General features: G+C 73.4%; 11 protein-coding genes. 4 read left to right on the top strand and 7 right to left on the bottom strand.

The features are described 5' to 3' along the window. Positions 1 to 27 precede the first annotated feature (27 nt). Positions 28 to 429: an ATP-binding protein gene (locus tag B0I28_RS05105; RefSeq protein WP_106362741.1), complete on the bottom strand. Its 402-nt coding sequence runs from the start codon at positions 427 to 429 to the stop codon at positions 28 to 30. A gap of 115 nt (positions 430 to 544) precedes the next feature. After that, complete coding sequence (locus B0I28_RS05110; RefSeq protein WP_181245642.1) at positions 545 to 1,276, bottom strand: glycerophosphodiester phosphodiesterase; 732 nt, start codon at positions 1,274 to 1,276, stop codon at positions 545 to 547. A gap of 198 nt (positions 1,277 to 1,474) precedes the next feature. On the opposite strand from B0I28_RS05110, the gene larB reads away from it, so the two are divergent. The 3 genes from larB to B0I28_RS05125 are packed head-to-tail and all read left to right on the top strand — an operon-like array spanning position 1,475 to position 3,913. Next, positions 1,475 to 2,164: a nickel pincer cofactor biosynthesis protein LarB gene (gene larB, locus B0I28_RS05115; RefSeq protein ID WP_245888888.1), complete on the top strand. Its 690-nt coding sequence runs from the start codon at positions 1,475 to 1,477 to the stop codon at positions 2,162 to 2,164. Beyond that, complete coding sequence (larC, locus tag B0I28_RS05120; RefSeq protein WP_106362743.1) at positions 2,161 to 3,504, top strand: nickel pincer cofactor biosynthesis protein LarC; 1,344 nt, start codon at positions 2,161 to 2,163, stop codon at positions 3,502 to 3,504. Before larB ends, larC begins: the two co-directional genes overlap by 4 nt. A 34-nt stretch (positions 3,505 to 3,538) precedes the next feature. Then, positions 3,539 to 3,913, top strand: a complete 375-nt coding sequence (locus tag B0I28_RS05125; RefSeq protein ID WP_106362744.1) for a PH domain-containing protein — start codon at positions 3,539 to 3,541, stop codon at positions 3,911 to 3,913. Between the two features lie 73 nt (positions 3,914 to 3,986). Here B0I28_RS05125 and B0I28_RS05130 read toward each other — a convergent pair whose 3' ends face one another. The 4 genes from B0I28_RS05130 to B0I28_RS05145 all read right to left on the bottom strand — a co-directional run bounded on the left by B0I28_RS05130 (position 3,987) and on the right by B0I28_RS05145 (position 11,259). Beyond that, positions 3,987 to 5,516 carry a multicopper oxidase family protein gene (locus B0I28_RS05130; protein ID WP_106362745.1) on the bottom strand — a complete coding sequence of 510 codons (1,530 nt, stop codon included), beginning with the start codon at positions 5,514 to 5,516 and terminating at the stop codon, positions 3,987 to 3,989. A gap of 122 nt (positions 5,517 to 5,638) precedes the next feature. After that, complete coding sequence (locus B0I28_RS28210; protein ID WP_181245643.1) at positions 5,639 to 8,770, bottom strand: AAA family ATPase; 3,132 nt, start codon at positions 8,768 to 8,770, stop codon at positions 5,639 to 5,641. Positions 8,771 to 8,791: 21 nt separating this feature from the next. Next, on the bottom strand, positions 8,792 to 9,037 hold the full coding sequence (locus B0I28_RS05140) for a hypothetical protein (protein WP_106362747.1): 246 nt from the start codon (positions 9,035 to 9,037) through the stop codon (positions 8,792 to 8,794). 140 nt (positions 9,038 to 9,177) lie between these two features. Next, positions 9,178 to 11,259, bottom strand: a complete 2,082-nt coding sequence (locus B0I28_RS05145; protein ID WP_106362748.1) for an MMPL family transporter — start codon at positions 11,257 to 11,259, stop codon at positions 9,178 to 9,180. Positions 11,260 to 11,367: 108 nt separating this feature from the next. On the opposite strand from B0I28_RS05145, the gene B0I28_RS05150 reads away from it, so the two are divergent. Then, positions 11,368 to 11,871, top strand: coding sequence for a MarR family winged helix-turn-helix transcriptional regulator (locus tag B0I28_RS05150; protein ID WP_106362749.1), 504 nt, complete (start codon positions 11,368 to 11,370; stop codon positions 11,869 to 11,871). Here the strand turns inward: B0I28_RS05150 and B0I28_RS05155 are convergent. Next, positions 11,844 to 13,022, bottom strand: a complete 1,179-nt coding sequence (locus tag B0I28_RS05155) for a cryptochrome/photolyase family protein (RefSeq protein WP_106362750.1) — start codon at positions 13,020 to 13,022, stop codon at positions 11,844 to 11,846. The two genes, B0I28_RS05150 and B0I28_RS05155, sit on opposite strands and share 28 nt — an antisense overlap. Between the last annotated feature and the right edge of the window lie 6 nt (positions 13,023 to 13,028).

Below are 13,028 nucleotides of genomic sequence, written 5' to 3' on the forward strand. Positions count from 1 at the left end.
CCGACAAGCGGGCGCCGCCGGGACCGGTTAGTGGAAGGGGATCCTCGCCCAGACTTCCTGGGTGCCGTCGCCGAGGGTGCGGGCGCCCCAGTCGGTGGACAGTTTGGACACGATGAACATGCCGCGGCCGTGCGCGGAGTCGAGGTTCACGGAGCACACGTGGGGGTGGGTGCGGGAGCCGCCGTCGATGACGCGGACCTCGACGTCGGCGGGGCCGAGGACGTAGGCGACGCACACTTCGTTCCCCGGGAGCGGCCGGGCGTGGCGGACGGCGTTCGAGACGAGCTCGGTCGCGCACACCAGGAGGTCGTCGCGGGCCTCGTCGGGGAGGTCGGGGAGCGCGTCGCGCAGCCACCGGCGGACCTGGCCGGGCGCCCCGGACTGGTGGGGGACGCGCAGCCGCTCCGGCGCCGGTATCGCAGCTGGCATCGCGTTCTCCCTTCCTTCCGACGTGCCCTGGGGAGGCTATACAGCAACCTACCTTTAACATCGGCGCGACGCCAGCATTACCGTCGGACCCTGAGTCCGTCTTGAGGCGCCGGGATCAGCCGGTGAGGGTCTGGCGGATCGCGGCGGGCCGGTCGGAGATGATGAGGTCGACTTCGAGGCCCGCCATGCGGTGCGCCGTGTCGGCGTCGTTGACGGTCCAGGTGTACACCTCGTACCCCGCCTCGTGGCTGCGTTCGACGAAATCGGGGGTCGAATCGATGTAGTCGACCCGCGAGGAGAGGATCTGCACCCCCTCGGGCGGGCGCCGGAACGGGTACTCGAAGATCCACACCAGCGGCGTGTCGGCGTCGAGGCCGCGCCAGGTCTTGAGCGCGGCCCGCGAGAAGGACATGACCGTGACGTCGAGCCCGGGCCAGCGCTTCAGGGTCTCCCACAGCCGCAGTTCGAGGCGGGGCCCGAACTTCGAGGGGTGCTTGGCCTCGATGAGGAGCTTGAGGTCCTTGCCGGAGTCGACGACGAGCCCGAAGACGTCTTCGAGGGTGGGGATGCGCTCGGCCTCGGGATTGCCCGCGCAGTCGGGGTACTGGTGCGCGAAGTTGAACTCCCGCAACTGGGCGAGTGTGAGGTCGGCCACGGCGCCTTTGCCGTCGGAGGTGCGCTTGACGGTGCGGTCGTGGTGGAGGACGAGGTGCCCGTCGGCGGTGAGGCGGATGTCGAACTCGAACCCGTCCGCGCCCTCGACGATGGCCTGGCGGAACGCGGCGAGGGAGTGCTCCGGCAGGAACTCGTTCGCGCCTCTGTGGGCGGCGATCAGCGGGTGGGACACCCTTTGAACGATAGACGGTGGGGGCGACGGCGTGGTCGCTCCGCGGTGTCCGGTTCGCGTTGTGGCGGTGAACACGTCCGCTTCGGGTGAACGTCGGATGGCCGGTCGCCGACGCGCGGCGGCTCGGGCGAGGGGCGGGCAGTCGGCCGCGGCGACGGTTTTGGGCGGTGGCGGGTGACGGGTGGGAGGATAGTGGGCGTGCGTTACGAGGAAGGGGCCTACCGGGACCTGGGGTGGGCGAAGATCGACGTCGGGCGGCCGGCCCGGACGGGCACGGCCGAGGCCGTGTACGCGGCGGGCAAGACCCCGGCGCAGGTCGCGGGTGCGCTCGCGGCGCTGCGCGAGGCCCACCCGGGGCGGGTCGCGGTGGCGACCCGCTGCGACGAGGCGTGCGCGGCGGCCGTGCGGGAGCGGTTCGCGGGCGAGCCGGTGCTCGTGGAGGCGGGCGTGTGCGCCGTCGGCGAGTTCCCGGTGCCCGAGTCCGGGCCGCTCGCGGTGGTGTGCGCGGGGACCTCGGACCTGCCGGTGGCGCAGGAGGCCGTGGTCACGGCCCGCGCGAACGGCCTCGACGCGCGCCTGATCCCCGACGTGGGCGTGGCCGGGCTGCACCGGCTCCTCGACAAGCTCCCGGAGCTGCGCGAAGCGGTGTGCGTGATCGTGGTGGCGGGCATGGACGGGGCGCTGCCGTCGGTCGTGGCGGGGCTCGTGTCCGCGCCGGTCGTCGCGGTGCCCACGTCGGTCGGGTACGGGGCCGCGTTCGGCGGGCTCGCGCCGCTGCTGACGATGCTCAACTCGTGCTCGCCTGGCGTGACGGTGGTGAACATCGACAACGGGTTCGGGGCGGCGATGGCCGCGGCCCGGATCCTGAACGTGAAGGCGGAGCGATGACGGTCGCGTGGCTCGACTGCTCGGCGGGCGCCTCCGGCGACATGTTCCTGGGGGCGCTGGTCGACGCGGGGGTGCCGCTCGAACTCATGCAGGCGGCGGTGGACTCGCTCGGGACCGAGCCGATCCGGTTGCACGCCAAGCGGGTCGCCCGGCACGGGCTCGCGGGCACGAAGGTGGACGTGGAGGTCCCGGAGGCCGCGAACGACCGGCGCTGGCGGTCGATCCGGGCGATGCTCGAAGGCGCGGACCTCGACGAGGCGGCCCGGAAGCTGGCGCTGGGGGCGTTCGCGCGCCTGGCGGCGGCGGAGGCCGCGGCGCACGGGATCGACGAGGAGGACGTGCACTTCCACGAAGTGGGGGCGCTCGACTCGATCGCGGACATCGTGGGCGCGGCCGCGGGGCTCGCGTCGCTCGGGCTCGCGAAGGTCACCGCGTCGACGGTGACGCTCGGGGGCGGCACGACGCGCGGGTCGCACGGGTCGATCCCGCTGCCTGCCCCGGCGGTGCTGCGGGTCCTCGCCGACGCGGGCGCGCCCGTGGTGGGCGCGGTGCCGTACGAGGCGTGCACGCCGACGGGCGCGGCGATCGTCGCGGCCGCGGCCTCGGGGTACGGGCCGCTGCCGGAGATGGTCGTGGAGCGGGTGGGCGTCGGCGCGGGCGGGCGCGATCCGCAGGAGCGGGCGAACCTGCTGCGCATCGTGATCGGCCGCGAGGTGGAGACGGCGCGGCGGGCGGCGCATGCGCACGTCCACCGGGTCGGGGCCGCGTCCCAAAAGCAGGCGCAACCGCATGAGCACGGTCGTCACATGGATGCTGCGGCAGGGCACGATCACGGCCATGCCCATGGGCCGCAGGCGGTCCGCGATCCGCACGACCACGGCGTCGGCAGCGTCGGAGCGAAGCCGGTGGTCATCGAGACGAACGTCGACGACCTCGACCCGCGGCTGTGGCCCTCGGCCCTCGCGGCGCTGCTGGAGGCGGGCGCGTCGGACGCGTGGCTGACGCCGATCCTCATGAAGAAGGGCCGTCCCGCGCACACAGTGCACGTGCTGTGCCGGGCGGAGGCGGTGGCCGCGGTGCGGTCGGCGCTGGTGCGGCACACGACGACGATCGGCATGCGCTCGTACGAGATCGACAAGTACGCGCTGGAGCGCCGCTACACGGTCGTCGATGTGGACGGTCAGTCGATCGGGGTGAAGACCGCGCTGGAGCACGGCGAGGTCGTCAACGCGTCGGTCGAGTACGAGGACGCGGCGGCCGCGGCGGCCGCGCTCGGGCGCCCGCTGAAAGTGGTCGTAGCGCAGGCGACGGCCCTTGCGGCGCAGGAGTATCCGCACTGACCGGGGCGTGGGTGGGAGTCGGTATCCTGCCCGCATGATCGATTTCGAGAATGGTTCGGTTTTCAAGCTCAAGCTCACCGACGACCCCGGCTTCCGCGACGAGGTCGCCCCGCTGCTGGTCGACGGCGAGGAGGTGGCGCTGACGTTCGAGGGCGTGCGCGACTTCATCGTCTTCACGAACAAGCGCATCATCGCCGTGAACGTCCAGGGCATCACCGGCCGCAAGAAGGACTACACGACCCTCCCCTTCAGCAAGGTCCAGGCGTACTCGGTGGAGACCGACGGTCTCATGGACAACGACGGCGAACTGGACCTGTGGTTCTCCGGGCTCGGCAAGGTCCGCTTCGAGTTCAAGGAGAACGTCGACCTGCCCGCGGTCGCCAAGCACATCGCCGCCTGCTCCCTCTAAGCCCCGCAACGACTTAGAGCGGCGCCGGGCCCCCCGTGGTGCCTACGGACCGGGGCCCGGCGCCGCTGTCCTGTCAGCCGTGCGTCGCGTGTGCGGGCGCGGGGACCTCGCCGATCTCCTCGCCTTCGCCGAGGACCACGAACTGGCCCATCATCCCCGAGTCCTCGTGGGCGAGGATGTGGCAGTGGAACATGTACGGCAGGTTCGGGTCGGTGTAGTCGGCGAACCGCATGGCCAGCCGGTACTTGCGCTGCGGGACGAGCTGCACGGTGTCCTTCCAGCCGAGCAGCTGCGGGGGCGGCTCGGCGCCGTCGACGTCGAGGACCCGGAACTGGACGTCGTGGACGTGGAAGCTGTGCATGTACCCGTCGGCATTGGTCACCTCCCACACCTCGACGGTGCCCTCCCGGACGCCGAAGTCGATGCGCGCCAGGTCCATCGCCTCGCCGTTGATCTGGCTGAACCCGGAGAGGGAGAACGAGCGCTCCTCGGCGGCCTCGGCGGGGTCGACGTCGGGGGCCGCGCCCATGGCCTCCGGCACCGAGGTCTCGTCGGCGAGCGCGTCGGCGGCCCGGAACTGGCAGACGTCGAGGAGGTCCTCGGCGCCGTTGACGCGGGCGAGCGGGCCCGTGTAGCCCTCGGCGGCCGGGTGGGACCTGAGCACAGCGGTCTCGCCGGGTTCGAAGGCGACGACGATCTCGGCGCGCTCGCCCGGTGAGAGCTGGAGCCGGTCGGTCTCCCACGCCTCGGGGAGGAGGCCGCCGTCGGTGGAGATGAGCTGGAACGGGCGGTCGTCGCCGAACCCGAAGTTGTAGAGGCGCGAGACCGAGCCGTTGAGCAGGCGCAGGCGCACGAGGCGGGTGGTCACGTCGAAGTAGGGGCCGAGGGTCCCGTTGACCATGATCTCGTCGCCGAGGATGCCCTGCATGCTCATGAACGAGCCGCCGTCCTCGAACTGGTTGTCGCCGTTGAAGTTGCGGTCCTGGACGATGAGCGGGACGTCGTCGACGCCGTACGTGGACGGCAGCGGCAGGGCCTCGGACTCCTCGTCGTCGATGATGAACATCCCCGCGAGTCCCTTGTAGACGTGGTGTGCGGTGCGGCCGTGCGGGTGCGGGTGGTACCAGAGGGTCGCGGCGGGCTGGTTCAGCGTCCACTGGGGGGTCCAGTCGCCGCCGGGCTCCATCTCCTGGTGGGGGCCGCCGTCCATGACGGCGGGCAGGTGCATGCCGTGCCAGTGGATCGAGGTGCCTTCGTCGAGGCCGTTGTACACGGAGAACGCGATCTCCTCGCCGCGCTTGGCGCGGATGGTGGGGCCGAGGAAGTTCCCGTTGATCCCCCAGGTGGCGGTCTCGGCGCCGTCCTTGAGCGCGGTGGTGCCGGCTTTGATGTCGAGGTGGAACACGCGGGCGCCGGAGGGGTCGTCGGCGGACTCCGCGAGCGGGGGGATCGCGAGGGGGTTGTCGAAGTCGACCTTCCCGGCGGTGTCGAGCTTCGCGCTGCTCCACAGGTACGCGACGGTCCCGGCCCCGCCGAGCGCGATCACGCCCACGCCGCCGCCGACACCGATGAGGGTCCACTTCAGTGCATTACGCCGCTTCATGAACGCAATGGTCGCGGCGCGACCCGCCCGATGCATCGGGCCGAGGGAGGCAATGCCCGTACACCGTGGGGACTACGCGGCACCCGCGAGTCAACCCCGGGTATCGCCTCGGGACGCGGGCCCTATTCCTCGGCGAGGTAGCCGCGGAGGTGGGCGGCGTTCACCGCTGCGGCGCGGCCGGCGACTTCGAGCTTCGCCATGGCCCGCGAGAGGTGGACGCTCACGGTCTTCTCGGAGATGAACAGCTCGGCGCCGATCTGGCGGTTCGTCAGGCCCCGCGCGACCAGGCACAGGACCCCGAGCTCCCTGGGGGTCAACGGGGTCGACGTCGGCATGGCCGTGTCGAGGCGGGCCCGCTCGGCGAGCGCGCACAGCTCCTTGCGCAGCGGCTCGGCGCCCAGCTCGATCGCGGTGCGCTTCGCGGCGACGAGCGCCTCCGCGGCCTTCAGGCGGGCGTCGGCGCCCGGGGACGCGAGGAGCGCCTCGGCGAGGCGCCAGCGGGCGTACGCCTGCCGGTACGGCTCGGCCCAGTCCTGCGCCGGCGCGGGCGCGGCGCCGTCTTCGAGCATCGCGAGGGTCTCGGACGCGAGCGGGTCGGTCAGGGCCAGGTCCAGGCGCTCCTGGTCGGTCAGGCGCGGCACCGGGTCGGCCGCGGGCCCGCCCGCGGGCGCAGGGGCCTGGGCGGCGAGGGCGGTCCGGTAGTCGAACGCGTCGGCGGCCGTGCGCCACCGCTCGGGGTCGCCCTCGCCGTACAGGCGGGTCGCCTCCGCTTCGAGCTGCGCGGCCCACGCGATCCCCTCGGGGCCGAGGGTCCCGGACATCGGCTGGCCGTGCTCCAGGAAGAACCGGCCGCGCTCGGCGAGCCGCTCGCCCGCGGCGACCGCGTCCTTCGCGCCCGCGGTGTCGCCGTCCCGGCGCAACTGGTGCGCGAGGTCGGCGGCGGCGCCGATGCCGGTGGCGCACACCGACACCCCGGCGAGGTAGTAGCCCCGCATGCGGGTCATGAGCTCCGTGGCGCGCTCGACGCGGCGCAGCGCGTCGGCGGGCCGGTGGCGCCAGCGGTCGAGCTCGGCGCCGCACAGGGTCGCGAGCGCGAGCACCTGGCCGTCGATCTGCCACCGGTCGGCGAGGTAGTCGAGGCGGCGGTCGGCGGTCTCGAAGCGGCCGCGCGCGACGTCGACGAGGAGGACCGCGGCGGCGAGGCGGGTGAGGACGACGCCGGGCAGGACGCTGGAGGCCATCTCGCCGTTCGCGTCGACGTCGCCCCAGCGGCCCAGCATGTAGTTGCAGATGACCTGGCGGACGGCGATCTCCACGCCGAAGCCGCTCCACTTGTCGCCGGTGCAGCGGCCGCGCTCCATGCCGCGGTCGAAGTGCACGAGCGCCTCGCGCAGGCGCGCGGCCTCGACGAGGACCAGGCCGTTGTTGAAGTGGCCGCGCAGCTCCACCTCGTGCCATTCGAGGCCGCGGACCAGGTCGAGGGCCTCGGTGTTGCGGGCGATCGACTGCTCGACGGTCTGCTCGCCGCGGCGGAACGCGGCGAGGCTGTCGGTGAGGGTCGCGTCGGCCTTCGCGGCGCGGGCCGCGGACGTCTCCTCGGGGTCGTCGGACGCGGCGAGGACCGCGTCGGCGGTGGCGATCGCCGCGGCCGTCCACGCCCTCGCGTCCTCGTGGCGGCGGTTGGCGTAGATGGTGCGGCCGACGACGCCCTGCGCCCACGCCTTCACCGCGCGGGGCTCCTCGTCCTTGACCAGTTCCCATGCCTCCCAGGCGACCCGGTGCGCCTGGTCCTCGTCGCCCTCGATGGTGAGGAGGTGCTTGGCGTACTTGCGGCGCGTGGAGGCGCCGAGGATCGGGTCCCCGGAGGCGTCCGCGAGGCGCACCGCGGCGGCCGAGAACGACTGGGCGCGTTTGATCTCGCCCGACGCCTCCGCGTTCGCGGCGGCGCGGGTGGTCAGCCGCAGCTCCGTGATGCCGACGGGCCGCTGCGCGGCCGGGACCCGCTCGAACAGGGCCAGGGCCCGCTCCAGGTGCAGGAGCGCCTCGGCGGGCGCGGCGAGCTCCACGGCCTCGTCGGCGGCGCGCACCGACGCGGCGAGCGCGCAGCGCAGGTCCCCGGACTCGTAGGCGTGGTGGGCGAGTTCGGCCTCGGCGCCCTTGCCGTTGTCGCCGGCGAGGGACTCGGCGATCTTCTGGTGGTACCGGATCCGCTCGCCCGGAAGGAGGTCGGAGTAGACGGCCTCGCCGAGGAGGGCGTGGCGGAACGCGTACGTGTCGGCGCTCTTCTGCACGATGATGCCGTGCGAGATGGCCGCGCGCAGGGCCTCGTCGAGTTCGCGCTCGTGGCGCAGGCCCGTCTCGTCGAGCAGCGACCAGGCGGCGGCGTTCAGCCGCGCGTACGTGAAGCGGCGGCCCAGGACGGAGGCGAGGCGCACGACCTGCCGCGACGCGTCGGGGAGGCGTTCGAGGCGGGCCAGGAGGACCTCCGCGAGCTCGAACGTGACGGTGTGGGTCTCAGCGGCCGCGAGTTCCTCGGCGAGGAACGCGTTCCCCTCGGAGGCGGCGGCGATCTTGGAGACGGAGACCTCGTCGAGCCCGGTGTTCAGCTCGCGCACGAAGTCGGCGGCGTGCTGGGAGTCGAACGGGTCGATCTGGAGGCGCTGGACGGCGGGGAGGCGCACGAGCTCGGCCAGGAGCGGGCGGAGGGGGTGGCCGCGGTGGACGGCGTCGGCGCGGTAGGAGCCGAGGATGAGGAGGCGCTGGCCGGTGAGGCGGGAGGTGAGGAACGCGAGGAGGTCGCGGCTGGAGCGGTCGGCCCAGTGGAGGTCTTCGAGGGTGATGACGACGGTGCGGTCGGCGGCGAGGTCGGCGAGCGCGGCGTGGAACGCCTCGAACAGGCCGAGGCGGCCGAGGTCGCCGTCGGAGGCGGGGTGGCCGGGGAGGAGGGGGCGCAGGCCGGGGTGGGCGGCGACGAGGTCGGGCTGGTCGCGGGCGAGGGTGCCGGTGATCTCGGCGAAGGGGAGGTAGGGGAGTGCGGAGTCGGCCGTGTCGAGGCAGTGGCCGGTGACGGTGAGGACACCGTCACCGGCGCTGTCGTTGAACTCGTGGAGGAGCCGGGTCTTGCCGACCCCCGCGTCCCCCGAGACCAGGACCGTGGCGGGCCTGCCGTGCTTCGCGGCGTCGAGCGCGTCGCGCAGCGACGCGAGCTCGGCGTCGCGTGCGAAGAGCGGGAGGTCGGAACCTAGGCGCGGCATGTCTGCAATCATGACACGCCCTTAGGACACGGCGGCCCGGTCGGTTTCGGCGGCGGCGGCGCCCTCCTCGGTGTGCTCGGCGCCGTGGCGCAGGCCCAGGGCCCGCACGACGCGGTCGGCGACGCCGCTGTGGCGGACGTGGGTGCCGCCGCGGCGGGTCTCCTTGGCGGCCTTGATGAGGCGGCGGGCCTGGCGCTCGTTCTCGGCCTCCTGGCGGAGCTCCTCGGAGCGGGCGTAGTGGAGGTAGTGCAGGTCGAAGTCGTTCATCTTCGTTCCTTCGGTGTCAGTGGCCGGCGTTTCCGGCCTGACACCAATACTCGTGCTGAGGCCCGGCCCCGGGCATCAGGCGTCCGCGTCGAAGACCGCCGCAGACCCCTTACTTCCGGGCCTCAGCACCCTCAGGTCCCTTACCCGCGGGCCGGAGGCCTTACTTTCGCGAGCGTGGAGGGCCGCCAGACGGCCTTACCGATGTCGATCGTGAGCGCCGGGACGAGCAGGGACCGGACGACGACGGTGTCGAGGAGCACCCCGAAGGCGACGACGAACGCGATCTGCGCGAGGAACAGGATCGGCAGGACCGCGAGCGCCGAGAACGTCGCCGCGAGGACCACCCCGGCCGAGGTGATGACCCCGCCGGTGGCGACCAGTCCCCGGACAGTCCCGGCGCGGGTGCCCAGGCGCGCGGACTCCTCGCGGACCCGCGTCATCAGGAAGATGTTGTAGTCGATGCCGAGGGCCACGAGGAACACGAATCCGAAGAGGACGACCGTCGGGTCGGCGCCGGGGAACCCGAAGAGGTGGTTGAACACCAGGGCCGAGACGCCCATGGTCGCGCCGAAGGACAGGACCACGGTGGCCGTCAGCAGCAGCGGGGCGACGATCGACCGCAGGAGGGCCATGAGCACCAGGAGGATCACGGCCAGGACGATCGGGATGATGACCGCGCGGTCCCGTTCGGACGTCGTGAGCGTGTCGAGCTGGATCGCGGTCGGGCCGCCTACCAAGGCGCCGTCGACGGCGTGGACCGCGTCCCGCAAACGCTCCACAGTGTCCAAAGCGGCGTCGGAGTCGGGCGCGTCCTCAAGGACCGCTTCGATCTCCACGAGGCCGTCCGCGGTGCGGACCCGCCCGGTCTCGTCGACCGCGGGCGCGGCGGAGGCGACCCCGTCGACCTGCGCGGCCGCGAGGACCTCGTCGAGGGACGACTCGTCCGCGACGATCACCGCGGGGGCGCCCGCGCCGGCCGCGAAGTGCGCGGCGAGGACCTCCTGGCCCGCCACCGAGTCCACGTCGGTGAGGAACACCTCGGTCTGCGACGTCCCGTCCGCCTTGAGCTGCACCGTGAACGCTGCCGCGACCGCGAGCCCCGCGGCCGTCACCGCCCACACGACGCGGGGCCGGCGGGCGACGAGCGCCGCGACGCCCGCCCACAGCCGCGAGGGCCGGGCGCGCCCGGCGCCGACCCGGCGCGGCCAGAACGCGGCCCGCCCGAACAGGGCCAGCACCGCGGGCAGGAACGTCACCGCGGCGAGGAACGACCCGCCGATGCCGATCGCCGCGACCGGCCCGAGGCCCCGGTTCGACTCCAGCTGGCTGAACAGCAGGCACAGCACGCCGAGGACCACGGTCCCTGCCGAGGCCGCGATCGGCTCGATCGTGCCGCGCAGCGCCCGGCGCACCGCGGCGAACCGGTCGGCGCCGCCGTCGAGCTCCTCCTTGAAGCGCGCCACCAGCAGCAGCGCGTAGTCCGTGGCGGCCCCGAACACGAGGATCGACAGGATGCCCTGGCTCTGGCCGTTCAGGTCCACGGCGCCCGCGTCGGCGAGCCAGTAGACGGCGGCGCTGGCGACCGCGAGCGCGAACCCGCAGGACAGGAGCACCAGGACGGGCAGGAGCGGGGAGCGGTAGACGAGCGCGAGGATCACGGCCACGACGGCGGCGGCCACGAGCAGGAGGAGGCCGTCGACGCCGCCGAACGCCGCGCCGAGGTCGGCGCCGAGCGCGGCCTGGCCGGTGACGAGGACGTCGAGTCCGTCGGGGCGGTCCTCGGCGAGGAGGTCGCGGATGTCGGCGACGGCGTCCGCGTCGTCGGCGCCGCTGTCGATGAGGACGACGAGCTGCGCGGCTTCGGGCGGGTCCTCGGCCGAGAGCTGCGGCGGGATCGACGGCCCGGCGTTGAAGGGGAGCGCGGCGAGGCCGGCGGCCGCGGCGTCGAGGTAGGCGACGTCGGCGTCGGTGAGGCCGCCGGATCGCTCGGCGACGACGATCGCGGGGACGGCCCCGGTGTCGTCGAATGCCTTGCGCAGCTCCATGACCTCGGTGGACTCGGCCGACGACGGGAGGAACGCGGAGCCGTCGTTGCTGGCGACCTCGCTGAGCTTCCCGGCGTAAGGGCCCGCGAAGGAGCCGAGGGCGAGCCAGGCGAGCGCGAGCAGCGCGGGGACCAGCCAGCGCAGGCGCCGGACGGGCCGCGGTCGTTCAGGGGCCATGTGGGAGTCTCCTCGCGTCGCGGTGCAGCAGTGATTCCATGGACGGATATTTCGATGGTCGAAATAGTAGACTGCATGCTGACCACCGACTCGGATAGGACGGCGCGTATGACCCACGGCACCGAGGGTGGCGGACCCACCGACAGGGACCTGTCGCGGCTGCTCCAGAACCTCACCGTCGAGTCGGACCGGTACGCGGAGCGCTTCGGCGCCAAGCACGGGCTGCACCGCACCGACGTCAACGCCCTCGCGCTCGTCATGGAGGCGGCCCGCCTCGGCGACCCGCTGTCGCCGTCGACGCTCGCGAGGGAGCTGGGCCTGTCCCCGTCGGCGACGACGGCGCTCATCGATCGGCTCGAAGCCCTCGGTCACGTCGAGCGCACGCGGCCCGCCGGCGACCGCCGCCGCGTGGCCCTGGAGGTCCCGGAGGCGGCCGTGGAGGCCAACCGGCACCTTTTCACGCCGCTCGCGATCGCGTTCGCGCAGGCGTGGACCGGGTTCAGCGCGGAGGAGCGGGAGGTCGTGGCCCGGTTCCTCAAGGTGAGCACCGAGACGATGAAGGCCGTCAGCGCCGAGGCGCACGATCAGGCCCGCGACCACCGGTCCCGGTAGGCCCCTTCGGGGTCGAACCGGGCGGTCTGCCGCTCGTGGTTGAATCCGCGGTTCGGGCGGGTGTCGTTCCCGGTCCCGGCCGTCCACTGCCAGTTGCCCCAGTTGTTCGCCTCGTCGAGGTCCACGAGGTGCGCGGCGAAGTGGGCGGCGCCGTCGCGCCAGTCGAGGCCGAGGGTCTTGACGAGGTATCCGGCGGTGATGAGGCGGGCGCGGTTGTGCATCCAGCCCTCGGCGTGGAGCTGGCGCATCCCGGCGTCGACGATGTCGACCCCGGTGGAGGCGGTCCGCCACGCTTCGAGGGCTGTCAGGTCCGCGTCCCAGGTGTCGCTCGCGCCCTTGCGGTACGGGGTGTCGGTGAGCGCGGGGAACGCGGCGAGGACCTGGAGGTGGAAGTCCCTCCAGCACAGCTGCCGGACCATCGCCTCGGGCAGGCGCGGGTCGTCGGCGGCCGCTCGGGCCGAGAGGCAGCCGAGCGCGAGGTAGGGGCTGAGGCGGGAGGTGCGGTCCCCGGCGAGGTCGTCGTGGCGCTCGCCGTAGTCGCCGGAGCCCGGGGCCCAGGCGTCGAGGCGGGCGAGGGCGGCGCGCTCGCCGCCGGGCGGGAGGCAGGTCGCGGTCGGCTCTGCGGGCGGGAGGTCGTGGGAGCCGGGCAGGTCGGGGACGTCGAGCCGGTCCGGTTCGGGGGCGATCGGACGCCGCGGCGCCTGCGACCAGGCCCGCCAGTACGGAGTGAAGACCTTGTAGTGGTCGCCGCCGCCGCTGGGGAGGAGTCGGCCGGGCTCGACCGCGGCAGGACCGGGGACGACCTGGAGTTCCGCCGCCGCGGCGAGGCCCGCGAGCATCCCTTCCGCGAAGCGCCCGGCGTCGGAGGCGCACACGACGAGGTCGGCGCCGGTCGCGGCGAGCACGTCCTTCACCTGGGCGACCGTGTCGCCGCGGCGGACGACGAGGCCGCCTCCCAAGGCGCGCAAGGACTCCCGCAGGTCGTCGAGGGATTCGAGGAGGAACTGCCGCTGGTTCGGGTTCGCCGCGCGGGCGGGGTCGTCGACGTACAGCGGGACGACCCGGTCGGCGTCCCGGCCGGCCGCGGCGAGCGCCGGGTTGTCGTGGACCCGCAGGTCGCGCGTGAACAGCAGGACGGCGGTGCGGGTCATGGCGGC

The organism is Glycomyces artemisiae, assembly GCF_003002955.1.
GTDB lineage: Bacteria > Actinomycetota > Actinomycetes > Mycobacteriales > Micromonosporaceae > Glycomyces > Glycomyces artemisiae.

What these genes read in the sequence shown, in the direction of transcription:
- B0I28_RS05130 (WP_106362745.1), bottom strand. Translation starts at nt 5,516, where the DNA reads ATGAAGCGGCGTAATGCACTGAAGTGGACCCTCATCGGTGTCGGCGGC.
- B0I28_RS05105 (WP_106362741.1), bottom strand. Translation starts at nt 429, where the DNA reads ATGCCAGCTGCGATACCGGCGCCGGAGCGGCTGCGCGTCCCCCACCAG.
- larC (WP_106362743.1), top strand. Translation starts at nt 2,161, where the DNA reads ATGACGGTCGCGTGGCTCGACTGCTCGGCGGGCGCCTCCGGCGACATG.
- B0I28_RS05140 (WP_106362747.1), bottom strand. Translation starts at nt 9,037, where the DNA reads ATGAACGACTTCGACCTGCACTACCTCCACTACGCCCGCTCCGAGGAG.
- B0I28_RS05155 (WP_106362750.1), bottom strand. Translation starts at nt 13,022, where the DNA reads ATGACCCGCACCGCCGTCCTGCTGTTCACGCGCGACCTGCGGGTCCAC.
- B0I28_RS05145 (WP_106362748.1), bottom strand. Translation starts at nt 11,259, where the DNA reads ATGGCCCCTGAACGACCGCGGCCCGTCCGGCGCCTGCGCTGGCTGGTC.
- B0I28_RS05125 (WP_106362744.1), top strand. Translation starts at nt 3,539, where the DNA reads ATGATCGATTTCGAGAATGGTTCGGTTTTCAAGCTCAAGCTCACCGAC.
- B0I28_RS05150 (WP_106362749.1), top strand. Translation starts at nt 11,368, where the DNA reads ATGACCCACGGCACCGAGGGTGGCGGACCCACCGACAGGGACCTGTCG.
- B0I28_RS28210 (WP_181245643.1), bottom strand. Translation starts at nt 8,770, where the DNA reads ATGCCGCGCCTAGGTTCCGACCTCCCGCTCTTCGCACGCGACGCCGAG.